This window comes from Streptomyces sp. NBC_00252, assembly GCF_036187565.1.
Taxonomy (GTDB): Bacteria; Actinomycetota; Actinomycetes; order Streptomycetales; family Streptomycetaceae; genus Streptomyces.
This window is the reverse complement of sequence record NZ_CP108087.1, coordinates 2,521,753-2,546,592: the sequence shown is the minus strand read 5'-3', so window position 1 is coordinate 2,546,592 and position 24,840 is coordinate 2,521,753. Positions and strand designations below refer to the sequence as shown.

21 protein-coding genes are annotated in these 24,840 nt (G+C 71.6%); 14 read left to right on the top strand and 7 right to left on the bottom strand.

Going from position 1 to position 24,840, the window contains the following annotated elements; genetic code table 11:
* The first annotated feature begins 7 nt into the window (after nt 1-7).
* Nucleotides 8-415, top strand: a complete 408-nt coding sequence (gene msrB / locus OHT77_RS11000; RefSeq protein ID WP_266773578.1) for a peptide-methionine (R)-S-oxide reductase MsrB — start codon at nt 8-10, stop codon at nt 413-415.
* Between the two features lie 336 nt (nt 416-751).
* Here the strand turns inward: msrB and OHT77_RS10995 are convergent, their stop codons facing one another.
* A complete protein-coding gene (locus OHT77_RS10995; RefSeq protein WP_328828039.1) occupies nt 752-1,657 on the bottom strand; it encodes an AraC family transcriptional regulator in 906 nt (301 codons plus the stop codon).
* A 151-nt stretch (nt 1,658-1,808) separates the two neighbouring features.
* On the opposite strand from OHT77_RS10995, the gene OHT77_RS10990 reads away from it, so the two are divergent.
* Nucleotides 1,809-2,126, top strand: a complete 318-nt coding sequence (locus OHT77_RS10990) for a putative quinol monooxygenase (RefSeq protein ID WP_328828038.1) — start codon at nt 1,809-1,811, stop codon at nt 2,124-2,126.
* A gap of 100 nt (nt 2,127-2,226) precedes the next feature.
* The gene (locus OHT77_RS10985; RefSeq protein WP_328828037.1) at nt 2,227-3,186 is read left to right on the top strand and encodes an alpha/beta hydrolase; all 960 of its coding nucleotides are present in this window, start codon (nt 2,227-2,229) and stop codon (nt 3,184-3,186) included.
* Nucleotides 3,187-3,234: 48 nt separating this feature from the next.
* Here OHT77_RS10985 and OHT77_RS10980 read toward each other — a convergent pair whose 3' ends face one another.
* Nucleotides 3,235-3,657, bottom strand: coding sequence for a VOC family protein (locus OHT77_RS10980; RefSeq protein WP_328828036.1), 423 nt, complete (start codon nt 3,655-3,657; stop codon nt 3,235-3,237).
* Between the two features lie 124 nt (nt 3,658-3,781).
* Here OHT77_RS10980 and OHT77_RS10975 point away from each other — a divergent pair, with 124 nt between their 5' ends.
* Entirely contained in the window at nt 3,782-4,783 is a 1,002-nt protein-coding gene (locus tag OHT77_RS10975) for a helix-turn-helix transcriptional regulator (RefSeq protein WP_328828035.1), read from the top strand.
* A 49-nt stretch (nt 4,784-4,832) separates the two neighbouring features.
* Here the strand turns inward: OHT77_RS10975 and OHT77_RS10970 are convergent, their stop codons facing one another.
* The gene (locus tag OHT77_RS10970; protein ID WP_328828033.1) at nt 4,833-5,546 is read right to left on the bottom strand and encodes a DUF4241 domain-containing protein; all 714 of its coding nucleotides are present in this window, start codon (nt 5,544-5,546) and stop codon (nt 4,833-4,835) included.
* A gap of 128 nt (nt 5,547-5,674) precedes the next feature.
* A complete protein-coding gene (locus OHT77_RS10965) occupies nt 5,675-6,700 on the bottom strand; it encodes a thaumatin family protein (RefSeq protein ID WP_328828032.1) in 1,026 nt (341 codons plus the stop codon).
* A gap of 180 nt (nt 6,701-6,880) precedes the next feature.
* Between OHT77_RS10965 and OHT77_RS10960 the strand changes: the two genes are divergently transcribed.
* Nucleotides 6,881-8,779, top strand: coding sequence for a sigma-70 family RNA polymerase sigma factor (locus OHT77_RS10960; RefSeq protein ID WP_328828031.1), 1,899 nt, complete (start codon nt 6,881-6,883; stop codon nt 8,777-8,779).
* 225 nt (nt 8,780-9,004) lie between these two features.
* Nucleotides 9,005-9,565 carry a DUF3455 domain-containing protein gene (locus OHT77_RS10955; protein ID WP_266773598.1) on the top strand — a complete coding sequence of 187 codons (561 nt, stop codon included), beginning with the start codon at nt 9,005-9,007 and terminating at the stop codon, nt 9,563-9,565.
* Nucleotides 9,566-9,674: 109 nt separating this feature from the next.
* On the opposite strand, the gene OHT77_RS10950 is transcribed toward OHT77_RS10955, so the two are convergent.
* Nucleotides 9,675-11,819 (bottom strand): ATP-binding protein, encoded by a 2,145-nt coding sequence (locus OHT77_RS10950; protein WP_328828029.1) that lies wholly within the window; start codon nt 11,817-11,819, stop codon nt 9,675-9,677.
* A 276-nt stretch (nt 11,820-12,095) separates the two neighbouring features.
* Between OHT77_RS10950 and OHT77_RS10945 the strand changes: the two genes are divergently transcribed.
* On the top strand, nt 12,096-13,361 hold the full coding sequence (locus tag OHT77_RS10945; RefSeq protein ID WP_328828027.1) for an alpha/beta hydrolase: 1,266 nt from the start codon (nt 12,096-12,098) through the stop codon (nt 13,359-13,361).
* Nucleotides 13,362-13,470: 109 nt separating this feature from the next.
* Here OHT77_RS10945 and OHT77_RS10940 read toward each other — a convergent pair whose 3' ends face one another.
* Nucleotides 13,471-16,266: a LuxR C-terminal-related transcriptional regulator gene (locus OHT77_RS10940; RefSeq protein ID WP_443048204.1), complete on the bottom strand. Its 2,796-nt coding sequence runs from the start codon at nt 16,264-16,266 to the stop codon at nt 13,471-13,473.
* A 246-nt stretch (nt 16,267-16,512) separates the two neighbouring features.
* Here OHT77_RS10940 and OHT77_RS10935 point away from each other — a divergent pair, with 246 nt between their 5' ends.
* The 3 genes from OHT77_RS10935 (at nt 16,513) to OHT77_RS10925 (ending at nt 20,102) form a co-directional block, all read left to right on the top strand.
* On the top strand, nt 16,513-17,181 hold the full coding sequence (locus tag OHT77_RS10935; protein WP_328828026.1) for a helix-turn-helix transcriptional regulator: 669 nt from the start codon (nt 16,513-16,515) through the stop codon (nt 17,179-17,181).
* 177 nt (nt 17,182-17,358) lie between these two features.
* Nucleotides 17,359-18,042: a DUF4255 domain-containing protein gene (locus OHT77_RS10930; protein WP_328828025.1), complete on the top strand. Its 684-nt coding sequence runs from the start codon at nt 17,359-17,361 to the stop codon at nt 18,040-18,042.
* Nucleotides 18,039-20,102 (top strand): ATP-binding protein, encoded by a 2,064-nt coding sequence (locus OHT77_RS10925; RefSeq protein ID WP_328828024.1) that lies wholly within the window; start codon nt 18,039-18,041, stop codon nt 20,100-20,102. The genes OHT77_RS10930 and OHT77_RS10925 overlap by 4 nt, the downstream gene beginning before the upstream one ends.
* A gap of 9 nt (nt 20,103-20,111) precedes the next feature.
* On the opposite strand, the gene OHT77_RS10920 is transcribed toward OHT77_RS10925, so the two are convergent.
* Nucleotides 20,112-21,527 (bottom strand): hydrolase, encoded by a 1,416-nt coding sequence (locus OHT77_RS10920; protein WP_328828023.1) that lies wholly within the window; start codon nt 21,525-21,527, stop codon nt 20,112-20,114.
* A 261-nt stretch (nt 21,528-21,788) separates the two neighbouring features.
* Here OHT77_RS10920 and OHT77_RS10915 point away from each other — a divergent pair, with 261 nt between their 5' ends.
* The 4 genes from OHT77_RS10915 (at nt 21,789) to OHT77_RS10900 (ending at nt 24,555) form a co-directional block, all read left to right on the top strand.
* Nucleotides 21,789-23,381, top strand: a complete 1,593-nt coding sequence (locus tag OHT77_RS10915; RefSeq protein ID WP_328828022.1) for a phage tail sheath family protein — start codon at nt 21,789-21,791, stop codon at nt 23,379-23,381.
* Nucleotides 23,382-23,459: 78 nt separating this feature from the next.
* On the top strand, nt 23,460-23,903 hold the full coding sequence (locus tag OHT77_RS10910) for a phage tail protein (RefSeq protein ID WP_266773613.1): 444 nt from the start codon (nt 23,460-23,462) through the stop codon (nt 23,901-23,903).
* On the top strand, nt 23,903-24,400 hold the full coding sequence (locus OHT77_RS10905; protein ID WP_328828021.1) for a hypothetical protein: 498 nt from the start codon (nt 23,903-23,905) through the stop codon (nt 24,398-24,400). Before OHT77_RS10910 ends, OHT77_RS10905 begins: the two co-directional genes overlap by 1 nt.
* The gene (locus OHT77_RS10900) at nt 24,397-24,555 is read left to right on the top strand and encodes a DUF6760 family protein (RefSeq protein WP_328828019.1); all 159 of its coding nucleotides are present in this window, start codon (nt 24,397-24,399) and stop codon (nt 24,553-24,555) included. Before OHT77_RS10905 ends, OHT77_RS10900 begins: the two co-directional genes overlap by 4 nt.
* Nucleotides 24,556-24,840: the final 285 nt, after the last annotated feature.

Sequence of the window (24,840 nt, the reverse complement as noted above, 5' to 3'; positions counted from 1 at the left end):
GAGTTTCATGTCGTACGACGTCGAAAAGCCGGACGAGGAATGGCGCGCGGAGCTGAACCCGGCCGAGTACGCGGTGCTGCGGCAGGCCGGCACGGAACCGGCCTTCGTCGGTGAGTACACCGACACCAAGACCAAGGGCGTCTACGCCTGCCGCGCCTGCGGCGCCGAACTCTTCACCTCCACCGAGAAGTTCGAGTCGCACTGCGGCTGGCCGTCCTTCTACGACCCGAAGGACACCGACGCGGTCGAACTGATCCAGGACCGCTCGCACGGGATGGTCCGCACCGAGGTGCGGTGTGCCCGGTGCGGTTCGCACCTCGGGCACGTCTTCGAGGGCGAGGGCTATGCGACGCCCACGGACCAGCGGTACTGCATCAACAGCATTTCGCTGCGGCTGACGCCCGACGAGGGCTGACACCGGCGCATCGCCCGGTAGGCAGGACGGCCCCGCAGCTCATCGCACGCCCGAGCCGGCCCCAGGCATCCGCGCGGGGCCGGCTCTCGGCATGAGTACGGCGCTGGTCGATCACTTCGCCTGCGCGAGCCGGACCGCGCCGGGGCCGGCTCGTCCACCGAGGCGCCGTTCGTCGCACGGGCGGCGAAGCCGGTCGTCAGACAGGCACCCGTCTCGGCCGTCCTGGCCTGCGGGGTGATCGACGTGACCCCAAGCGTGGTGCTGCGGAGCCCCGCACGCGGCGTGCGCGTCGTGGCGATGACGTTCCACCCCTGCGCTACGGCTCTCCTGTCCGGGTCAGGGCAGGACGCTCACCGGGGATCGCGCGATGTTCCGCAGGCGGGCCGCGTCCCGGCTCGGGGGTTCGCCGAACTGGCGCCGGTACTCACGGCTGAACTGCGACGGGTTGTCGTAGCCGACGCGCTGCCCGACCCCCGTCACATCCCCGGGGTGGGTGGCCAGCAACAGCCGAGCCTCCTGGAGGCGGATCTGCTTCTGGAACTGGATGGGGCTCATCGCGGTCACCGCCTGGAAGTTGCGGTAGAACGCGGAGACGCTCATGCCGGACAGCCGGGCCACGTCCTCGACCCGGAAGGGCTGCGCGTAGTGCTCGCGGATCCAGCGCACGGCCCGGGAGACATGGCTGAGCCCGCTGTCGGCCAGACCGAGCTGCCGAACCGTCGCGCCCTGCTCGCCGGTGATCAGCCGCCACAGGATCTCGCGCTTGGCCAGGGGTGCCAGTACGGCCCGGTCGCGCGGCTCGTCGAGCAGGCGCAGCAGCCGGACCACCGCGTCGAGCAGAGCGGCCGGGGCGTCACTGACGGCGATCCCCGACGGCGTGGCTCCACCGCCGCGGGGAAGGTCGCCTGAACCGGCCTGCAGCAGGAGTTCGGCCACGGCGGACGGCTCCAGGGTGAGGCCGAAGCCGAGGGCCGGCCGCTCGGGGTCGGCCTGGGTGAACTGCCCGGTGACGGGCAGGTCGACGGAGGCCACCAGGTACTGCCCGGGGCCGTACTCGTAGACCCGCTCGCCCAGCGCGAGGCGTTTGGCGCCCTGGGCGATGACGGCGACGACCGTGCCGGACATGGAGGGCGCGGGCGGATCCGGCCGGTCGACCTTCGAGATCAGGACACCGTCGATCGCGGTGGTCCAGTCGGGCCGGGCATGCCGGTCCAGCAGGGTGCGGAACTCTTCCAGGGACATGCCTCCATTGCAGCACCTCGCCGCCGCCCCGCTCTCGACATTGCGAGGATCGTGCAAGTACCCGCGAGCATCGCTCTAACGTTTACGCAGGTCAGGCGCTTTGAATGGAATCAGTTCAGTCCACCGCCCCACCACTGCGAGGGAAGAAACCATGCTTGCCGACTACGGCTTCAACGCCACTCTGACCGCCAAGCCCGGGATGGGCACCCAGCTGGTCGACCTGCTGCTGGCCGGCCTGGACGAGGGCAGCCCCGGGGCGAGCGAACACTGCGTCGTCTACCTCGTCTCCCGTTCCGCCTCCGACCCCGACGTCGTCCACGTCACCGAGGGCTGGACCAGCGAGGAGGACCACCACCGGATCTTCGCCGGCGAGGCCGCGCAGGCCATCGTGGCGCGGATCGGCGGGCTGCTGGCCAAGGAGTCCGAGTACACCGACTACGTCCCGGTCCTCGGCAAGGCGGCCTTCTGAACTCTTGCATGATCGGCCGATCCGCCGATTGCCTGCTTGGCCGGACGCGCCCGCCCGCACCCTTCATCCACCCCGCACCACACCACGAAAGGCCCACGCCATGACCCCGGTACGTCCCGCCCTGGACCCCGAACTGCGCGTGCTGCTGGCCGACATGCCCCTCATGTCCCGGCTCACCCCGGAGATCCTCGCGCAGGTGCGACAACTCCCCACGGCATCAATCGACTTGCTCCTGGCCGACCGGCAGATCGACCGGCGCGAGGTCACCTTGCCGGTCAAGGACGGTGCCCAGCTCCGCCTGTCGGTCTTCAGCCCCGCGACCATCGACCGCACCACGGCCGCCCCCTGTGTCTACTGGATCCACGGGGGCGGGATGGTCATGGGCGACCGCTTCTCGCAGCTCGACATCCCGCTGGAATGGCTCGACGCACTCGGCGCGGTCGTGGTCACCGTGGAGTACCGGCTCGCACCGGAGGTCACCGGCACCACCCTCGTCGACGACTGCTACCAAGGGCTGCTCTGGACCGCCGAACACTCCGAGGAACTGGGCATCGACCCCGCCCGGATCATCGTCGCGGGCGCCAGCGCGGGCGGCGGACTCGCTGCCGGCCTCACCCTGCTGGCCCGCGACCTCGGCGCCCCGGCGATCGCCGCGCAGCTGCTGATCTGCCCGATGCTCGACCACCGCAACACCAGCACCTCCAGCCGCCAGTACTCCGGCGTGCCCGGCGTCTGGACCGGCGAGATGAACGAGTTCGGCTGGCGAGCCGTCCTCGGCGACCTCACCGACGACGAGGTGCCCGCGTACGTCTCGCCGTCCCGCGCCGAGGACCTCTCGGGTCTGCCGGCCACCTACATCGACGCGGGCTCCGCCGAGGTCTTCCGCGACGAGGACACCGACTACGCCACCCGCATCTGGGCGGCCGGCGGCCAGGCCGAACTCCACGTCTGGGCAGGCGGGTTCCACGGCTTCGACGCCCTGTATCCGCAGGCGGACATCTCGGCCACGGCCCGCCGGACCCGTACGGACTGGCTCACCCGGCTCCTGCGCGACATCTGATCGCGGGACGGAGCCGGGGCTCCCGGTGGGCGGCGCAGCTGGGCCGGCTCAGCCGTTGTACGGAGCGGCGACGTCCAGCACCCAGGTGACGCCGAAGCGGTCGGTGAGCATGCCGTACAGCGGGGCCCACTGGGCGGGCGCCAGGGGGCTCACGATCGTCGAGCCCTCGGCGAGCCTGTCCCACAGGGCGTTGATCTCCTCGGTCCCGTCGCCGCGCACGGAGACGAAGAACGCGTTCTCGCCCTGGTTCCACGGCAGTTGGGACGGCACGTCGTAGGCCATGACGTGGAACCCGTTGTCGCCGGCCACCTCGCCCCACATCACCCAGTCCGCCTCGCTCTCGTCGCGAACGGCGCCCGCGTCCTTGTAGGTGACCGTGACCGTGCGTCCGCCGAAGACGGACTGGTAGAAGTCCAGCGCCGCGCGTGCGGTGCCCCGGAAGTTCAGGTGAGTGGTGGTCGTGACGGACATGACCTGCTCCTTGCCTCTGTGTCTCGGTGACACATGTGTGCCGACACCCGTGTGTGTGTCGTCGGGCCAGATTGGCAGCGGTAGAGGACAGGGTGTGTCCGGTACTTCCGGGAGGATGGGTGTCATGCAGAAGACGTCCGCCCGGTTGCTCGCGTTGCTCTCGCTCCTCCAGACGCCCCGTGACTGGTCGGGGGACGATCTCGCCGAGCGACTCGGGATCACCTCGCGTACGGTGCGCCGTGACATCGACCGTCTGCGCGAGCTCGACTACCCGATCAGGTCCGTCAAGGGACCAGCCGGCGGTTACCGCCTGGAGGCCGGTACCCATCTGCCGCCGATGCTGTTCGACGACGCGCAGGCCGTGGCCCTGGCCGTGGCGCTGCGGACCGCGGCGGCCGGCACCACCGTCGCCGAGGACGCCTCCCGCGCGCTGGCCACCTTGCGCCAGGTCATGCCGCCCCGGCTGCGCCACCGCATCGACCTGGTGCACGTCACCGCGGTCCGACCACCCGCGGCCGACGACACCCCCGGCCAGGTCGACACTCAGGTCCTGATGGAGCTGAGCCGCGTCATCCACGCCCACGAGGAACTGCGCTTCGACTACCCCCAGGCTCACGGCACTTCGGCCGAAGACGTCCGCCGCGTACAGCCCCACCACCTGGTCACCTGGCGTCAGCGCTGGTACCTGGTGGCCTGGGACCTCCACCGCGAGGACTGGCGTACGTTCCGCGTCGACCGCATCCGGCCCCGCACCCCCACAGGACCCCGCTTCGCCCCGCGCGACCTCCCCGGCGACACCGTCTCCGCCTTCGTCACCAGCCGGTTCCGCGGCAACGACGGCACCACCACCGACTGGCCCTGCCGAGGCGAGGTGATCCTCCACCTCCCGGCCGCCGAGGTCGCGCCCTTCGCCGGGGACGGGATCGTCGAGGAACTCGGGCCCCGGCACTGCCGGTTGGTCCTCGGCTCCTGGTCATGGACCGGACTCGCCGCCGCCCTCGCCCGCTTCGACACCGACATCGAGGTCGTCGGCCCGCCCCGACTGGCCACCGCCTTCAGGCATCTCGCCGCCCGCTACGCCCGCGCGGCCCGCACCACGGAACCGGAGACCACCCCGGAGCGCTGAACCGAGCCCCGTCCCGCCCCCGCCGGAAGCACCGCGTCACGCCTCGGCGTCAGAGTTCCCCGCTGGACACCACGATCGTGGCCACCGCGCCGCTCCTGGTGCGCCCCAGCCACACCACGCCGCCCGACTCCGCGGTGAACGTGACGGGGTCGGCCTGGAGCGTCTCGTCGCTCAACCGCTCGCAGCTGTACGGCAGTTGCTCGGAATCGCGCGGCACCGGTCTGCCGTCCACGAACGTGCGGAACGGCGCGACCAGGGTCGGCCACGCCTCGGCGTCGGCGAAGCAGCCGACGTTGGCGTCCGAGTAGAACCGGACCTGCTCGCCCGGCTGGAGCCGGTCGACGGCGTCGTGGATCCCCAGACCCATCTCCCACCCGGCCACGGGCTCATCGCTCAGACGTATCCGGGTCGCGGCGCACGCGATCCCGTCGAAGTGCTCGCCCATGAACTCGTACGGCCCCGCCGTCCAGGCGATCTCCACCGGATAGGTGCCCGGCGGGATCCGCACGGCCAGCTCGCGCGGGGGACTGGTCGGTGAGCCGTTCTTGTAGTCGAAGATCTCGTCGTCGTGCCACGGCGCGTCCACGATCAGGCGGCCGCTGGGGATGCGGATGGTGGTCATCCGCTCAACTCCCGTGACTATCACGGGCGTCGACGGATCGTCGTACACCGTCCCCAACTGCGCGCCGGGCGTGAACGCCGCCTCCAGATACCGGACGGCCTCCGGCCCGGCGGCAAGCCGCGCGTCCCCCGACCACTCCATGTCCCGTCCCTCCCCTGACCAGCCGGCCCGTCCGGACGGTCAGGGAAAAGGTACGCGGAGCCACTGACATCGAGCCGCGCGCACCGACACCGGAGGCCTCACAGCCGTCGAAGCCGTCGGACCACGCGCTACGACCCCGTCGTCCCGAACGTCACCCGGTAATAACAGGCCCCCTTGCACGGCATCGTCGCCCCGTCGTCGAAGGCGTACGAATAGGCGTACGGCGCCGCCCGCTTGAAGACCTGGGTGTAGTCGACCGGCCACTTCGCGGGGACGCAGTGGTCGCGGCCCGCCCAGGCGCCGCGACAGCAGTACGTGTCGCCGCCGAACGCCGCGCAAGGCGGCTCGCAGCCGACGACCTGCCCGCCCGAGGTCGCCCGCATCGCGGCGGGGCAGTCCACGTCCGAGGTGCAGACCCCCTTGTAGCAGCCCGAGGAACTGACCGGGTCGACGGTCGTGGTGTGCGAGATGTTGATGTACATCGGCAGGTTCGAACCGTCGACCATGCTCACGTCGTAGAAGTCCAACCCGGCATACGCGTCGAACGTGAACTCACCCAGTGTGGTGGGCGGGTTGGCGCCCTCGCACACGCTGGTGCAGTCGCCGGTCGCGCAGTGGCCCGCGGCCGTCGAGGTGCAGCCCGTGCGGCCCCAGATCCGGCCGCCCCAGTTGTTCGCCACGGTCACCGACACGCTCTGGCCCGGGCCGAGTTGGCGGCCCGCCGGGTAGAGGGCGGTGTCGGTGACGATCGCCCAGACCGTCTTCGGGGTGCGGTTGACGACCGTGATCAGGCGTTTGCCCGCAGGGGCCGTGCTGGGCTGCCGCGCCGGTGCGTCCGAGGCCGTGACCGGCTTCCGGGTGCTCCGCTTCGACGTCTTTGCCTTGGGCGAGGGGGAGTTGGCGGCACTGCGGCTCGACGAGGGCGACGGCGAAAGGGAGGGTGAGGGTGACGTGCTTCGCGAGGCCGAGGGTCGCGCCGCCGTGTCCGCGTCCTGGTGGGCCGTGGCGCGCGTGCCGGCCGTCCCCGACGGTGTCCATGCGCCGTAGGCGATCAGTACGGTCGCCGCCGTCGCGAGGGCGGCGACCGCGGCGAACCACCAGCGGCGGCGCGGTCGTCGGAGTCCCGCGCCGTGTCTTCTGCGTCCTCGTGCCATCGTTCTCGCGCCTTCCTGATGCTCTCCGGATGCGTTCTCGCGTATCGGTGACCTTCTCGACGGCGGCTCGACAACATAAATTTCGAGCCGACCGGCCGATTTCTGTTGTCCTTGCGCGCGCCGGCGGTCTCCGAATCAGGGACACAGCACGGCCGGACCACACGCGGAGGAACGAACCAGATGCCCAAGAAGCCCAGGAGCGGACCCGATTCGGGTGTGGTGACGGCCGCGTGCGCGGGTGACCGGCAGGCCCTGGACCACCTGGTGACGCAGTGCCTGCCGCTGGTCTACAACATCGTCGGCCGGGCCCTGAACGGTCACGCCGACGTCGATGACGTCGTACAGGAGACGCTGTTGCGCATGGTGCGGGGACTGCCGAAGCTGCGGGATCCGGCCGCGTTCCGGTCGTGGCTGGTGGCCATCACCATCCGGCAGGTGCGCGACCGCGAGCAGCTACGGGCCGCCGACCGCGACCGCAGGGCGCACCTCGAGGACGCGGAGGCGATCACCGACCCCGCGCTCGACTTCGCCGGACTGACCATCCTGCGGCTGGGGTTGACCGAGCAGCGCCGTGAGGTCGCCGAGGCCACGCGCTGGCTCGACCCCGACGACCAGGAACTGCTGTCCCTGTGGTGGCTGGGGGAGACCGGCGAACTCGAACGCGCCGATCTGGCCGGTGCGTTGGGGCTCTCCGACCGGCACGCCTCCGTCCGCGTGCAGCGGATGAAGAAGCAGATGGAGGTCTCGCGGGTCGTGGTGCGGGCGCTGGTCGCCGTGCCGCGCTGTGTCGAGCTGGACGAGACGGCCGCCGCCTGGGACGGAACCCCAAGTGCCTTGTGGCGTAAGCGCTTTGCCCGGCACATCCGTGGCTGCGGGGTGTGCGAGGGGATGGACGAGGGCCTGCTCCCGATGGACCGGCTGCTGAGCGGCCTCCCGCTGGTGGCGGTGCCCCCAGGTCTCGATCCGGCGCGGGTGCTCAACGCCGTTACGGGACATGGAGGTTCGGCCGCGCCCGCAGAACACACATCGGCGCCTTCACGATCCGCACGTCGCCGACACGGCCGCCGGTCCGGTCGTATCGGAAAGCAGGTCGTCGGTGGTTCGGCCGCGGTCGCCGTCGCCGTGGTGGCGGCCCTGGTCGCGCCCCGGCTGACGGGCGGTTCCTCGTCCACGGCGGCTGTCGCGTCGCCCTCCGCCTCGCACGCGCCGGCGGTCAGCGCCGCCCCGAGTCCGACAGCCAGCCCTTCGGTCTCGCCGAGCGCGTCCCCGAGCCCGACCCCGAAGGCCAAGCCGAGTCCCTCGCCCTCGAAGCGCACCGCCGCCGCCCCCGCGCACATCGCCTCCGGTGCCAAGAAGGGCGTCGGGGTGTGGTCGTTCGGCGGAGTGAGCCAGGCGCTGGCCGCGAGCGGGGCGAGCTGGTACTACACCTGGTCCACGCAGCACTCGGGGGTCACCACACCGTCCTCGGGGTCGTTCGTGCCCATGATCTGGGGCGCGTCGTCCGTCACCGACTCCTCGCTCGCGCAGGCGCGGTCGTACGGGCCGTATCTGCTGGGGTTCAACGAACCGGACATGGCGCAGCAGTCGAACATGACCGTCGAGCAGGCGCTGGAGCTGTGGCCCAAGCTCATGGGGGCGGGCAAGATCCTCGGCAGCCCGGCGGTCGCCTACGGCGGGGACACGGCGGGCGGCTGGCTGGACCGGTTCATGTCCGGGGCGCAGGCGAAGGGGTACCGGGTCGACTTCATCACGCTGCACTGGTACGGCGGCGACTTCCGCACCCCGCAGGCCGTCGAGCAGCTGAAGTCCTACCTGGCCGCGGTCTACGAGCGCTATCACAAGCCGATCTGGCTCACCGAGTACGCGCTGATCGACTTCTCCCAGGGGACCCGCTTCCCGACCGCGCAACAGCAGGCCGACTTCGTCACCGCGTCCACCAAGGCGCTCGACGGGCTGCCGTACGTGCAGCGCTACGCGTGGTTCGGGCTGGGCGCGGACCCGTCGAAGCCGAGCAGCGGTCTGTTCACGGACGGTACGACCACGACCGCGGCCGGCCGGGCGTTCCAGTCGGCGGGCTGACCCGTGCCCCCGGTGAGCAGTACCGGTGAGCAGTAGTGGTCAGAAGTCGATCAGAAGGTGGCAACCTGAGCGTGAGTATTCCGCCATACATTGCGGCAGCGGGGCCGAAGATCATCCGATCGCCCTGAAGGAAGACCGGGAGACCGACCGGGAAACCGACCGGAAGATCACCTTGAAGTCCGGTTCCCCGCCCCCCTGTTCGGACATTGCTCTGGAGACACACCGATGAAGATCGCCAAACGTCTCGTCCTCACCACCGCGGCCCTCACCGCCGTGACCGCCGGCACGCTCGTGAGCGCGACCGTCGGCCAGGCGGCCACCCCGCAGCCGCCCGTCCGCCTCGGCGTCACCGTGCCCGACGCGCTGAAGGTCCCCGACGGCAACCGCCTCACCGGCGTCTTCTCCGCCGCCGGCGTCCAGACGTACACCTGCGTCAACAGCGCCTGGACGCTGCTGGAGCCGGCCGCCACCCTGTGGGCCAAGAACGACCGCACCAAGCGTCCCGTCGCCCTGCACTCCCGCGGCCCGGTCTGGGTGTCCACGGTGGACGGCAGCGCGGTCAACGGCTCCGCGATCGCCAACTCGCCCAAGACGGGCACCATCCCCGAGCTGCTGCTGAAGGCCACCGCCACCCGCGGCACCGGCACCTTCGCCGACGTCACCTACGTCCAGCGGCTCAACACGAGCGGCGGCGTCGCGCCCACCACCGCCTGCACCGGCACCAGTTCGGACCAGGTCAGCGTGCAGTACACGGCCACGTACGCGTTCTACAAGGCCGCCAAGTAAGCGAGGCCGGCAGACGGCGACGGCAGTGGCTCCCGAACGATCCCGGGGGGCCACTGCCGTGCGGTCGAACCGGCCGCACTTGGTCCCTCGCCCAACCCGCCCAACTCGCCTACGGATGCTCCCGGTTCGGCTCCTGCTCCGTCCTGATCCGGCCGTGCACCTCCCACTCCCACACCGTCTCCCGCACCTCGTCCAGCGCCCGCGCCAGATGCCTGCGATACGTGCTGAACGCCAGGTTGAGCTTCCGCGCCACCGCGTCCTGCGTGGACGTCGAGTGGTACGTCAGCGTCAGGACATCGTGCAGATGCCGGGTACGGGGATGGGCGTTGAGCCGCTCCACGGCCTTGCCGATCAGCTCGCGCAGGGCGGTCACCGGGTCGCCCTCACTGAGTTCCTCCACCAGACGGCCGCGCAGCAGCGCGTTGTCGGTGAGCCCGCCGGGGTCGAGCCAGCCCCGCAGCGCCTCCCGGACGGCGGCGTCCGACTCCTCCCGACTGAGCGGTGTCAGCGGGGACCTGGGCTTCCCGGCGGCCACTGCCGGTGCCCCGCCGAGCAGGCGCGCGTCGATGCCGTCGGCCCACTCGTCCACCCGCGCGGCCCGCCAGTCGTGGCAGAACAGGCCGTACCCGCGATCGGCGTGGACGGCCCCGCGGGGCGGCTGGAACATGCCCAGGTACGTCAACAGCGGTGCCCAGAACTTGGGTTCGGCGCTGACGAAGCAGGACCAGGCGCAGTGTTTGGCGCGCAGCACCTCGAAGACGATCCGCGTACGCACCGCGTCCCACGAGCGTGAGGGGCGGTGGTGATGCTCCGCGTGGACCATGAACCGCGCCACACCGAGGTGTTCGCCCTGGCGCGGGGGAGTCATCGCGCAGACGAGCTCCCATGCCTCCGCCACCACGGGGTCGGCCGCCCGGGTCTCGTCGTCGAGGCCGTCGATCCTCAACCAGGCCATGAAGCCCAGGAGTTCGCCGGTGTGACAGTGCCGGTGGACGTGGAACGCCTCGGGCTGGCGTCCCAACCAGTAGGAGACCGTACGGGCGTTGTGCTCGCCCTCGACGCGCCGGGTCAGTTCGATCAGTGCGGGGGCGTCCTCGGGGCGCATCGGCTCCTCGTGGACGGCGGGTTCGTTCCGGTCGCCCTGGAACTCCCTCAGCCACTGGGCCCTGGACACGATGTGGTTGAACTCCCCTGCGGCGCGCAGGGCTTCCTTCTCCGGCGCGTTGCGCACCCGCTCCACGAGGTGGCGGCGGATCGTGCGGTGCATGGCCTTGTAGCGCTCCGGGTCGCGCCAGCGGAAGTCGCTGTCGAGGGCGTCGCGGACGACGTCGTAGGGGCACACCCCGAAGGGGCCCGACTTCATGCACGACAACTGCCGCAGCCAGGCGAAGAGTTCGGTGGCGTCCTCGTCGGGCAGCGCCACGCGCAGCAACTCCTCGGTGGTGTCGGCGACATGGCCGCACACCTCCAGGGCCCGGCGATGGGCGGGTGTGGGCGGCTTGCCGACCATGTGGGTCAGCAGGCGGTCGACGACCGTGCGCAGGGGCGCCCAGAAGACCTCGTCGGTCGAGGTGTTGTCGTGGGTCGCGGCCTCCGCGACCAGGCGCAGGGCCAGCGGATGGCCGGCGGCGAACCGGAGCAGGGCCGCGTGCAGTGCGGGGTCGGCGCCCTGTGCGGTGAGCAGCGCGGCAGAGTCGGCGGGCCCCAACTCCCGCAGCGGTACGACCTGGAGGACCTCGCTCCACGCCAGGTCGGCCTTCCAGAGCGGGTCCGGTGCGTGCCGTCCGGCGACGACGACCAGGGCACCCGCCGGTAACCGGGGCAGGAAGCGGTCGCGTATCCACTCCTCCATGTCCCGGTAGCGCTCGAAGTCGTCGACGAGCAGGACAGCGTTGTCACGGAGGAAGACCTCGGCGGTCGCCGCCTCGAAGGCCGACGGCGAGAGCTCGACCGCACGGGCGTCGACGCCCACGACCGGACGGCCGGCGGCGCGCGCCTCCGCGGCGAAGCGCTGCAGCAGGGCGCTCTTGCCCATGCCGCCCGGGCCGTGCAGCACGATGACCATCGGTGCGCCGGGCTCACCGGCCAACGCGCGCCGGAACAGGGCGAGTTCCTCGTGTCTGCCGACGAAGTACTGCAACCGCGCGGACGCCAGCCGGTCCGCGAGGCGGCCGTTTCCGGCCGATCTGCCGTGCCCGTCCGCCGAGTTGGCGTCGTCCGGGCCGGACCGCAGGGCGGAATCGTCCGTCGCCATGCCGTTCCCCTCCCCGGAGTCGACTCCTTCGGGCCGCTGCGAAACCTACCGGGTCGGGCCGGACGACGGGGCGCGGCGCGACCTTACGCATGAGGGACGGACGCTCCGGCCGACAGCGGGCGGGCAGCCGTAAACCTGGCGTGAGGCCGTCCGTGGAAACCCGCACGGACCCGCTTCTTTGTCCTATTCGTGCTCGTTGAGGAACGCAGAAGGGTCCGTAACCCTCCTTCTGTGTGAAGGAAACAGCACAGGCAAGGAAACCGGGGACTGAGTGGCATGGGTTTGACCAGCGAGACTACCGTTTATGTGGTGGCGGCCGTGGCTGCCGTCTGCGTGGCGCTGCTGGTCTGGGTGTGGCCGCGGCTCGCCAGTCCGGGCGTGCGGCATGTGCTCGGGCGGCTGGCAGCCATTGGGGTGACTCAGGTCACCATCATCGCGGCGTTCGCGTGCTGGCTGAACTCCTCGTACCAGTTCTTCGGATCGTGGGGCGAGCTGTTCGGCAATGTCGACACCGCCCCCGTCGGCGTGACCCAGGCCGACGGTCACAACAGCGCTGGCACCGCCGCCGTCGCCGTGAAGGGCGCCCTGGTGCAGCCCGCAGGCGACGAGCAGCTGAGCCGGGTCAGCGGACTGCCGAGCGGCAACCCCGCGGTGAACGGCAAGGTGGAGTCCGTCAAGGTCATAGGGCGTCGTACGGGCGTGGTCGACCCGGCGTTCGTCTACCTCCCGCCGCAGTACTTCCAGAAGGCCTACGCCCGTCAGCGCTTCCCCGTCGTCGTCGCGCTCAGCGGCTACCCGGGCAGCATCTTCAACCTCGCGCAGTACCTGCGGGTGTCGCAGACCGCCGGGCAGCTGCAGAAGAGCGGGCAGATGCAGCCGACCATCATGGTGATGATCCGGCCGACGATCGCCCCGCCGCGCGACACCGAGTGCGTGAACGTCCCGGGCGGCCCGCAGACCGAGACCTTCCTCGCCAAGGACCTCCCGCAGGCCCTCAAGTCCGTCTACCGCGTGGGCCACGACGCCAGCGCCTGGGGCGTCATGGGGTACTCCTCCGGGGGCACCTGCGCCCTCCAGCTCACGATGCGCAACCCGCACGTGTACACGACGGCCGGGGCGCTCTCGCCCGACTACAAGATCAAGGACGACCCCACCACCGGCAACCTCTTCGGCAGCGGACTCGGCCGGGTGAACCGGGTCAACGGGCACGACCTGATGTGGCGGCTGAAGCACCTGCCCGTGCCCCAGGTCTCCGTCCTGGTCGCCGACAGCAAGCACGGCGAGCGCGGCTACCCGCAGACCGTCGCCTTCATCAAGGCCGTCAAGGCCCCCATGCGCGTCGCGTCGATCCTGCCCGAGACCGGCAGCCACAACTTCCCCACCTGGGTGCGGGAGATGCCCGCCACCCTCAAGTGGATGAACGAACAACTCACCTTCCCCCAGGACGTCGTGCCCCGCCACGTCCCCAAGAAGGGCCACAGCACCGTCCGCGCGGAGGGCACCGAGCAGCCCAAGCCGACGGCCAGTACGCGCAAGAAGTAGCCGACCGCAAGCGAGCACAGCACACAGCCGACGGCCGCCTGTCACGCACACCGCGTGGCAGGCGGCCGTCGGTGCGCGGCGGACGTGTCCAACATCCGCCGCGCGCCGGTCACTTCCCGCCAGCGCCCCCCAGCACCCCGGACAGCTCGCCCCGCCGGTGGATGCCCAACTTTCGGTAGGAACTGGTGAGATGGGTCTCCACCGTGCGGCGCGCCAGGTGCAGCAGATCCGCTATCTCGGTGTTCGTCCGCCCCTCGGCGGCCAGCTCCGCGATCCGCCGCTCACTGCTCGTGAGAGACCGTGACCCGGTCCGCGCCGAGGCCGTGCGCCGGGCACCGCTCTCGCCCAACGCCTCCTCGGCCAGGGCCCATTGGCGCGCCGCCCCCAACCGCTCGGCCCGCTCCGCGGCCTCCCGCAGACAGGCCCTCGCCCGCCCCCGGTCACCGGCCGCGGTCAGCCCCCGCCCCTGCGCGATCAACGCCGACACCAACTCGGTCTCCGTCCCTTCGGGCGCGCCCCGCAGCAGCCGTACGGCCTCCTCGGCCAGCTCCAGACCGTGCCTGCCGCCGGTCGCCTCGGCCAGGACGCGCAGCGAACGGCCCACCGTGCGGGGCGTGTTCCACACCCGGGCGAGCCGCAGCTCCTCCTCCGCCAGGGCGATGGCCTCCTGGGGGCGGCCCAGGGCGAGACGGCACTCGGCGGCGGCCGTCCGCCACGGCGTGACGATCGGGCTGACCACCTCTCGGGCCGACTGACGGCGCCCGCACTCCAGGAAGTCGTGCAGCGCGCCCGCCGTGTCGCCGGTCGCGGCGCGCGCCACCCCCCGCGCGTAGAGGAAGCGGTTCACCTCCCAGGAATCAGGCGCCGACCGCAGATCGAGACTTTCCGCGAACCGTACGGCGCGTGCCTCCTCGCCGGTCGCCACGAGCGAAAGCAGCACATGGGCCTGGCGGTTGGAGGGCGTGGTGCGCGCCGGGTCGCGCGCCCACGGCTCGGCGAGCAGCCGCGCGTGCTCGCCGCGGGCGGCCAGGATGTCGGCCCGTACGTTGGCCAGCGCCTCGTGCATCGGGTGCAGCAGGTCGGGCCGCTGACCCACCAGGCCGGACTCCAACAGCCGTTCCGCTTCGAGGAGTTCGTCGGCCCACTGGGCGACCGCGGCGGCCGTACCGATCAGGAACGGCTCCGTCTGCGGGTCGGCGGGCTGGGCGAGCAGCGCCCGCAGCCGCCCCATCGCCTCCGCGGCCGAGATCAGCCCGGCGGTGGCCTCGTGCCGCACGACCAGCGCGTGACCGGCCGTGCCGACCAGCTCCGGCGCGCGCTGGGCGGCGTCGCACAGCCACCGGTACACCTCCTTGCGCACCGACGGGTCCTGCTCGGACAGCAGCACCGAGGCGGTCTGGAGCGTCCGGATCAGCTGCGGACGGTCCGTCAACTCGTCCTCCACCGTGCGCAGTACGTCCACCGCGGCCACGGTCCTGCCCCGGCCGGCCAGCGCCGTACCGAGCGCGACGGCCGCGCGCACCGTGTCCTGCGGCGCGCCCGGCAGCCGTAACGCCTCGCTCAGGCGGGGGATTCCGGCCGAGGTGGCGTGCGCCTTGTACTCCAGGGAGCCCAGTTCGGTCAGCAGGCGCTGCCGGTGGGTGTCCGTCAGCGGCTCGCGCAGGGTGCGGCGCAGGAAGGCGGCGGCGTCGTCCGTGCGGCCGTCGCGCAGCGCGAGCGAGGCGGCCTCCTGGAGCGCGGCCGACGTCCACGGCTCGCCCACGGGATCGGACAGCAGTAACTGCCGGGCGACCGTGTCGGGTGAGACGCCGTGCCGGTGCATCGTCCCGGCCGCCGCCGCGTGCGCGGCCCGCCGTCTGGCCGCGGGTACGCCGGTGAGGACCGCGTCGCGCAGGAGGGGATGCGCGTACCGCGGACGCCCGTCGAGGTCGGGGCGCAGCACTCCGAGTCCGGTCATCGCGGTGAGCCAGCCGGCCACCCGCGCCGGGTCGGCCCCCGCCAACTCGGCGATCAGCGAGGCCAGTTCATCGGACGGACAGGCCGTGTCGGGACGGGTGACGCCGTTCGGCAGCTCCCTCGGCGCGTCCCCGTCCCAGCCCTCGTCCAGCGCGGCCAGCGCCCGCGCGACCTCGCCCGTGCCAGGGCCCGCGCTGTCCAACCACCAGGACACGGCGGCCGGATACGCGCCCGGGTACAGCGCCGCCGACGTCGTCGGCACGGTCGGATGCCGCCCGGCACCGAGGTCGTCGAGCAGGGCCCGCAGCAGCAGCGGATTGCCCGCGCCCGCCCGTACGCAGTCGTCGACCCAGGACGCCGAGGCGTCCGCGTGCGCCGAACGCACCAGCTCCGCTGCCGAGTCAGGGGTGAGGGGGGCCAGGGTGAGGGTGCGCACGAGGGCGGGGGAGAGGGTGTGGGTCAGGCCCGGGGCCGGGGGATCGATGTCGTACTGGCTGCGCTCCGTGGCGACCAGCAGAATCCGTAATCGGTCGACGTGCCGGGCGGATTCGACCAGCCAGCGGTGCGAGGCCGGGTCCGCGAGATGGACGTCGTCCACCGCGATCAGCAGCGGCGCCCGGTCGGAGTACGAGTGCAGCACCCGCCGGAACAGCGCGGCGCCCGCCCGGTCGTCCCCCGCGAACGCCGCCTCCCCGAACTCCGGGACCGGCGCCATCAGTTGCAGCACGGTCGCGTACGGCACCCCCTGGTCCCGCGGTGAACAGCGCGCCCGCAGCACCCGCATACCGTGCGCCCGGGCGTCCGCCACGGCCGCCTCCAGCACCGTGGTACGACCCGTCCCCGTGGCCCCGCGCAACAGCACGAGCCGACCGGCACCGGCTCTGGCCCACGCCGCCTCCACCGCCAACATCCGTGCCGCGTCGCGGTGTTCGGGCGGCAGCGCGGACATGGCGGCGTCCGACCTCGTCCCCGTCATCGTGGTCCCCCCTCGTCTCCGTCGTACCCGTCGTGCCGGTCGCCTCCGCCGTTCCCGCCGCTCACTCCGCGTGGTCCGCCGTACGTCCGATCTCGTGGTGCTCCTCGTGGTGCTCCACGATTGCGCGCACCCCGTCCGCCCCGTGAGGGTGAGGAGTACACGGCCGCCACCAGCGCGACTGGGGTGGCACGTAGTTGGATGTGGATTCGAGGGAGAACGTTGCTCAGCTCATCGCGGCCCGCACACCCCGGTACGGGGGACTCCGCCGACCGGATACCCGTGGCGGTGCACGCCCCGGACCCGATCTCCCGCGAGGGAGCCCTCAGCCAGCTGCGCAGATACCCGGAGATCGACCTCCGCGAGGAGAGCGACACCGGCCCCGGCAGGGTCGCCCTGTTCATCGCCGACACCCTCGACGAGGCCGCGCTCACCCGGCTGCGCCGACTGGTGCGCAGCGAGGGCGGGCGGGCCGTGCTCGTCGTCGGGGCGCTGCGCGAAGCCGAGTTGCTCGATGTGATCGAGTGCGGGGTCGGCGCCATCGTGTGGCGCGGGGAGGCGACCGCACCCCGCCTGGTGCAGGCCGTGGTCGCCGCCGCGCGTGGTGACGGCGATCTGCCCGCCGACCTCATCGGACGGCTCGTCGAACAGGTGGGGACACTGCATCGCAGCGCGGCGGGCCGGTCCGGAGTCCACGCCTCGGGGCTCGCGCCGCGTGAGGTGGACGTCCTGCGGCTGGTCGCCGAGGGACTGGACACCGGAGAGATAGCCAGCAAGCTCTCCTATTCCGAACGCACCGTCAAAAACGTCATGCACGGACTGACCACACGCCTTCACCTGCGCAACCGGGCGCATGCCGTGGCGCATGCCCTTCGGGAAGGCTACATCTGACCGAACGGGCACTCGAAGGGGCACGCGCGGGCAGCGTGTCGTGCCCTGTCCACGACCCCAAGGTGCTTGCGGGGAGGGCCAGTTCGGACGGCACGATCGGGGGACGGCCGACAGGGGCGTACCGGGCCCCGACGCACACCGCGGGGCACGACAGCACGGCAGGGCGGGAGTTCGGCGGTGATCCACGAGGTGGACGAGGTCCTCAAGGACCTGATCGGCGGCGGCGCACTGGCCGGTTCGGGCATCGAGGTCTCCTTCGACGCCCCGACCCGAGACTGGGCGGCCCGCCGCAACACCCCCACGATCAACACCTACTTGTACGACATCCGCGAGGACGTGAACCGGCGTCAGCGCGGGCATGTCGCCGTGCGCGACGAGCGGGACGTGGTCGTCAAGCGTCGCCAGCCGCCACGCTGGTTCCGCCTGTCGTATCTGGTGACGGCGTGGACGAAACGGCCGCAGGACGAACACCGGCTGCTGTCCGCCGTGTTGGCGACCCTCATCCCGCGCGAACTGCTCGCCCCCGCCGAACTCCCCGGTTCGCTCGGTGAACTGGGCCTGACGGTGCCGATCTCGGTGGCCGGCATCCAGACCGAGTCCCGCTCTCTCGCGGAGATCTGGTCCGCCCTCGGCGGCGAACTCAAGCCGTCCCTCGACCTCGTGGTCACCGCCCCCTTCCCGGCCTACCCCGAATACGACGCCGGGCCGCCCGTCACCGAGGGCGCCGCGGTCCGCCTCGGCGGCCTCGACGGCACCGAACCGGCACCGGAGGAACGCGCCCACCGTCCGCGGCAGGTAGCGGCGGTACGGGAGTCGCGCGAGATCGCCCGGCGCAAGAGGACGCCGGGGGCGTCGACATGATTGTCACCGGGGACATCGGAGATGTCGGTGGTCTCGGGGACGTCGACAGGACGGTGACGGACGAGGCGAGGGAGGCCTTCGCCGCAGAGCCGGCGACCGATGCCCTCACCGCCCGCCTCGGCCGGCTCCGTGAGCGCGTCGCCCTGCTCGTCGACGGACGGTCCGCCACCGACCCCACGGCCGGCGACCCGATGCGCGGCCTCTACCTCCCGGAAGAGGCGATACGGCACCTGCTCCTGCGCTCCCCGCAACCATCCACGCCCGCACCGGAGTCGGCACAAGGCCCGGCCGACCGGCTCGCCGCCCTCCGCCTGACCGACCTCGACACCGTCCTCCTCCTCGTCGCCCTCGCCCCCGACCTGGACCGCACCTTCGAGCCCCTCTACGGCTACCTCAACGACGACGTCAGCCGCCGCAGGGCCACCGTCGGACTCGCCCTGGACCTGTGCGGCATACCGGCCCACCAGGCCGCGGGCCGGGCCAGATTCCTCCCGACGGCCCCGCTGTCCGCGCTGGGCCTGCTCACGGTGGAGGAACCCGAACGCCCTTTCCTCAGCCGCTCGTTGCGCGTGCCCGACCGGGTCGTGGCCCACCTCCTCGGCGACGACACCCCGGACGCGACCCTCACCGGCCACCTCCACCCGCTGCCGCTGCCGAGCGGGTCGTACGAGGAACAAGAGGCGGGCGCGGACGGGGAGTTCACCGGCTTCGTGGACCGGCTGGGCACGCTGCTCGGCGAAGGGCAGCCCCTCACCGTGTATCTGAGGGAACGTCACGAAGGCGACGGGCTCGTGTGCGTGGCGGCCGCGCTGCACGCGGCGAAAGTGGCCGCCGTACGCTACTCCGGCCCCGTGGAACGGGTGCCCGACGTGCTGCGCGAGGCCCGGCTCACCGGACGCGCGGTCGTCGTGAGCGGGCTGACCGATCAACCCGGCCCGCTGGTAAAGGCGTTGACCGATGCCGTCGACGTCTCCGTGCTGATCGCCGGTGCGCGGCCGTACGACCCGCAGTGGTGCGAGAGCGATCCGCTGATCCTGGAGGCGCCCCGGCAGCGCGCCGCGGCGGTGCGGGCCTGGACGGACGCCGTCGGCGAGCAGAGCGGCTTCGACGTACGGGCCACCGTCGCGACGTACCACCTCGGCGCCGACCGCATCGCCCGCGCCGCCCGCGCGGCCCGGGGGCTCGCCCAGTTCGACGGGACCCCGCTGACCGCCGCCCATCTGCGGCTCGCCGCCAGACAGCAGTCGGCGTCGGGGCTCGAACAGCATGCCCGGCGGATCCGGCCCGCCGTCGACTGGACGGACCTCGTCCTGCCCGACCGGTCCCTGACCCAGCTGCACGAACTCGCCCTGCGCGCCCGGCACCGCGACCGCGTCCTCGGCGACTGGCGGCTCAGCGCGGGCGGCGGGCGGGGGCGCGGGGTGCTCGGTCTGTTCGCGGGGGAGTCCGGCACCGGCAAGACGCTGTCGGCGGAGGTCGTCGCGGCCGAACTCGGCCTGGATCTCTATGTCGTTCAGCTGTCGTCGATCGTCGACAAGTACGTTGGCGAGACCGAGAAGAACCTCGAACGGATCTTCACGGAGGCCGACCGCACCGACGCCGTGCTCCTCTTCGACGAGGCCGACGCCGTGTTCGGCAAGCGGTCCGAGGTGAAGGACGCGCACGACCGGTACGCCAACATGGAGAGCGCCTATCTGCTCCAACGGCTGGAGTCCTTCGACGGGATCGCGCTGCTCACCACCAACCTGCGCGCCAACATCGACGAGGCGTTCACCCGGCGCCTCGACCTGGTCGTCGACTTCCCGTTCCCGGATCCGGCGCAGCGGCTTGCCCTGTGGCGGCACGGCCTGACCCATGTGCCGAGCGCTCCCGACCTCGAACTCACGCCGCTGGCCGATGTGTTCGAGCTGGCGGGTGGCTCCATCCGCAGCGCCGTCGTCACCGCCGCGTACCTCGCCGCCGGGCGCAACGACACGGTGTCCGCGGCGGACCTCCTCGAAGGGGCCCGCCGCGAATACCGCAAGGCGGGGCGGCTGGTGCCGGGAGAGGGCAGCTGGTGACCGCCCGTCTCACACGGTGAACCGCACGGCCTCCAGCCAGTGGGAGTTGTCGAGAGTGCCGCCGAAGATGAACTTCGGGCGCGCGTCGGCGCAGCCCTGACCGCCCCAGTCCCAGCCGGTGTTGCGGGTCGTCTCGCAGACCTGGCCGCTGCCGATGTTGATGGCGAAGCCCGTCATGTACGGGGCGTCCTCCTTGGTGCTGCCGACGTAGTTGTCCTTGCCGTCGGGGATGATCGCCGTCCACTGCGGCTCCCACTTGCCGTTCCCCGAGGTCGAGTCCGGGTCGTGGATGAAGGCGTTGGCGGCCGAGCCGCCCGTGCCGGAGACCGCGATGTTCAGGGCCAGGATCTTCTTGCCCTCCTGGACCGTGCCGGCGGTGGCGCCGTCGCAGACCGCGTCCTGCCAGCCGTCGCCCTCGATGTAGGCGCGATAGCAGATGTGCCGCCCGGCGTCCTGCGAGGCCAGCTTCTTCACCGCGGTGGCCGCTGTCTTGGGTTTGGGCTTGGCGGCCGGCTTGGTGTCACCCGAACCGCCGCCCGCCGCGGCCGCCGTCGAGGTCTCGGCGGTCACCGCCGGGGGTGTCGGGGCCGTCGCGCTGGGCGGGGGAGGCGGGGCGGCGGTCAGCGTGGGACTGGGCGCGAGCGTGCTGACGCCCGCGTCCTTCAGCTGCTCGGTCGCGGACGTCCGCACCTGCGGCTTGTACGCGATCCACAGCATGAGGAACGTGATGGCGAGCGCCGTGAAGACACCGAGGAAGGTCGCCAGCCAGCGCGGCAGGAACCCGCGCTGGAGGTAAGTCCCCTCCACGGGAAGGGGGTTGGCGCCGGACCGCAGCACGTTCAGCGTGTACGGCCGCTGCTCCTTCGGCCCGAACCAGATGATCTTCCGCGGCTTCAGCGAGGCCTTGACGAACGCCGCCCGGCCCGGCTCGATCTGCACATTGCCCGGATGGATGTCGTACGACAGCTGGTCGCCGTGGTCACTGCCGCTGATCGACGCCGTCAGCCTGGTGTTGCCGAGGTTGTCCACGGCGAGCTTGGGCCGGCCCCGGAAACGCCCCTTGACCGTCGGCGGCACCAGCTCCGCCCGCACCTCCGTGAACGGGGTGATGGTCAGATTGCCCTCGGGGACGGTGACCGCCTCCGGGTGCTCGGTCGGCGTAATACGTACCGCGTACGGGTTCGGGCCCGCCGTCGCGTCCGGGGTGCGCGGCGGCGTGAACGTCAGGTCGACCGTCCCCGTGGTACCCGGGTAGAGCCGCAGCGTCTGCGGCTCCACAGCGGTCCAGGGCGCGATGCTCCCGACCGGCTCGAAGCGGTACTCGTCCACGACGTCGCCGGTGTTGCGCAGCCGCAGCCGCACGCGGGTACTGCCACCGGGATCGACGGTCGCGGACGCGGGCTCCAGGGAGGTCCACAGACTCATGAGCCGACGCTACGACAGACGGTGAGCACACGTCAGGAGTCGCCGGGGCAACACGAGTTGCCCAAAAGGGCCGCCCGTCAAACCCGTCACTGCCCCCACGGCGTCGGCGTCCACCGCAGCGTGCCGCCCCCGTCACGGCGCCGGACTGCCCCTGAGGGCAAGGAAGTTGCCCCAAGGCAGGCACTCGGGGACGTTTCGGCGGCCGGGTCGCGCGCGTGACGCTTGAGGGCATCCTGTCTCGTACCCCGAGGAGAGCAGAGCATGCCGTCCTACCTGTCGCCCGGCGTCTATGTCGAGGAGGTGGCCAGCGGCTCGCGCCCGATCGAGGGAGTGGGCACCTCGGTGGCGGCCTTCGTGGGCCTGGCCCCGACCGGTCCGCTGAACGAGCCGACCCTGGTGACCAACTGGACGCAGTATGTCGCTGCCTTCGGTGAGTTCACCGACGGGTACTACCTCGCGCACTCCGTCTACGGCTTCTTCAACAACGGCGGTTCGGCCGCCTACGTCGTCCGCGTCGGCGGCACCGGCGAAGGCACCGCCGGGGAGACCAAGTCCCCGTCCGCCGTGACCGGTTCGGCTCCGCCCGCCGCGCTGACCGCGGGCGAGCCGGCCCAGCTCGGCACGTTCGCCGTGACCGCCCTGGCGCCCGGCGACCTGAGCGTCGAGGTGACCGACGCCGAGGGCGAAGGTCCCGCCGAACGCTTCCGCCTGGTCGTCAAGGACGCCGGCAAGGACGTCGAGACCTTCGACGTGACCGCCAAGAAGGGCGGCCGCAACTACGTCGTCACCCAGGTCAAGGAACGTTCCAAGCTCATCGCCGTGGCCGAGACCGCGCCCGCCGCGCAGCTGGCCCGCCCGGAGAACCAGACGGTCGCCCTCACCGCGCCCGCCGCCGCCCCGGCCGCACCCGCCGTACCCGGCAGGGGAGATGACACCGCGTCACACCCCGGCCCGGCCACCTACCTCGGCGACTCCGCCGACCGCACCGGCTTCGGCGGCCTGGAGGCCGTCGACGAGATCTCCATGGTCGCGGTGCCCGACCTGATGGCCGCCTACCAGCGCGGCGCGATCGACCTGGAGGCCGTCAAGGCGGTCCAGTTGGGCCTGATCGCACACTGCGAGCTGATGGGCGACCGCGTCGCCGTCATCGACCCGCCGCCGAGCCTGAACGCCCGTCAGATCCGGGTCTGGCGGCAGGAGACGGCCGGTTACGACTCCAAGTACGCGGCCCTGTACTACCCGTGGATCAAGACCTTCGACCCGTCCAGCGGACAGTCCCGGCTGATCCCGCCGAGTGGCCACATCGCCGGCGTCTGGGCCCGCAACGACTCCGAGCGCGGTGTGCACAAGGCGCCCGCCAACGAGGTCGTACGCGGCGCGGTCGATCTGGAGACCCAGATCACCCGCGGCGAGCAGGACCTGCTCAACCCGATCGGCGTCAACTGCATCCGCGCCTTCCCGGGCCGCGGCATCCGCGTCTGGGGCGCCCGCACCATGTCCTCCGACCCGGCCTGGCGCTACCTCAACATCCGCCGGTACTTCAACTACCTGGAGGAGTCGATCCTGATCGGCACCCAGTGGGTGGTGTTCGAGCCGAACGACCACGCCCTGTGGGCGCGGATCCGGCGCAACATCTCGGCCTTCCTGGTCAACGAGTGGCGCAGCGGTGCCCTGTTCGGCCAGCGGCCGGAAGAGGCGTACTACGTGAAGTGCGACGAGGAGACCAACCCGCCGGAGTCGGTCGACGTCGGCCGGGTCGTCTGCGAGATCGGCATCGCGCCCGTCAAGCCGGCCGAGTTCGTGATCTTCCGGCTGGCCCAGTTCTCCAGCGGCAGCGGGGAGTTGGAGGAGTAGACGGGCCCGGGCCCGCCGTGGCTCCCGGTCGTCAGCTCCCCAGGTCGTCGTCAACACCCTTAGAAGGACAGCGAATTCATGAGTCTCCAGCCGGGTGACGCCCTCACCTCACACAATTTCGGCCTGCAGATCGACGGCGTGATGGTCGAGTACCTCGCGGAGGTCAGCGGCCTCAGCATCGAGCAGGACGTCATCACGTACCAGCAGAACACCCCCAACGGCCAGAACGTGGTCAAGAACCTGCCGGGCGTGAAGAAGAACGGCACCTGCACGGTGGTGCGCGGCATGACCCAGTCCGCCTCGTTCACCCAGTGGATCAACGAGTCGATCTCCGGTCAGATGACCACCGCGCGCAAGAACGCGTCGATCATCATGATGGACTTCCAGAACAACCCGGTGAAGCGCTACCACCTGCGCAACGCCTGGTGCAGCAAGATCGACGCGAGCACGGTGAAGGCCGGCGAGGCCGCCGCCCTCACCGAGTCCGTGACCATCGTGTTCGAAGAACTGGTCATCGAATAATGCGCCGTTCGGGGGCTGCGGCGGCGGTGGCGCCGGGTGCGCGCGCGGAGACACCGGCCGAGGTGGGGGCCGGTCCGGTGCCGGCTCCGGCCGCCGCCGCGGCGCCCGCTCCGGCCGTACGGCAGACGCTGCGGACCGAGTTCCCCTTCCAGCTGCCGCGCGGCTATGTCGACGAGTCCGGGACGGTCCACCAGGACGGCGTGATGCGACTGGCCACCGCACGCGACGAGTTGGTGCCGCTGCGGGACGTCCGCGTGCAGGAGAACCCGGCGTATCTGTCGGTGGTGCTGCTCGGCCGGGTCATCACCCGGCTGGGCACGGTCCCCATGGTCCACGACGGGATCGTGGAGAACATGTTCGCCTCCGACCTCGCCTTCCTCCAGGACTTCTACCGCCAGATCAACGCGGAGGGCCACACCCGCGCGGCAGTTCAGTGCCCGCACTGCGCGGAGCCCTTCGAAGTGGAGCTCGGCGGGAGCCGCCTGGGGGAATCGTGACGTACGCGACCAACCGGCTGCACGAGGAGATCGCGTACGTCGCCTACCACTTCCACTGGAGCCTGGAGGACATCCTGGACCTCGAACACCACGACCGCCGCCGCTACACGGGCGAGATCGCGTCCCTGGTGACGCGGGCCGGGGCGGAGGGCTGAGACGTGGGGTTCTTGGACCGGTTGCGGGGGCGAGGGCAGGAGCCGGGCGAGGGGGCGGACTCCGGCTCCGTGCCGGGCACGGGAGTTGACGAGGTTCGGCCTCAGGGACCTACGGGTTCTACGGCTTCCGCCGGGCCTGCGCCCGCGGTGGCGGTGGCCGCCTGGCCGGGGCTGCCGCCGATTCAGCGTGCCTCCGCCGCAGGGGACACCGGGGTTGCCGACGCCGGGTTCGGCGGTCGGCTGCCCACGTGGCAGAACCCGTCGTTCACGGGGGCGGGGTTCCGC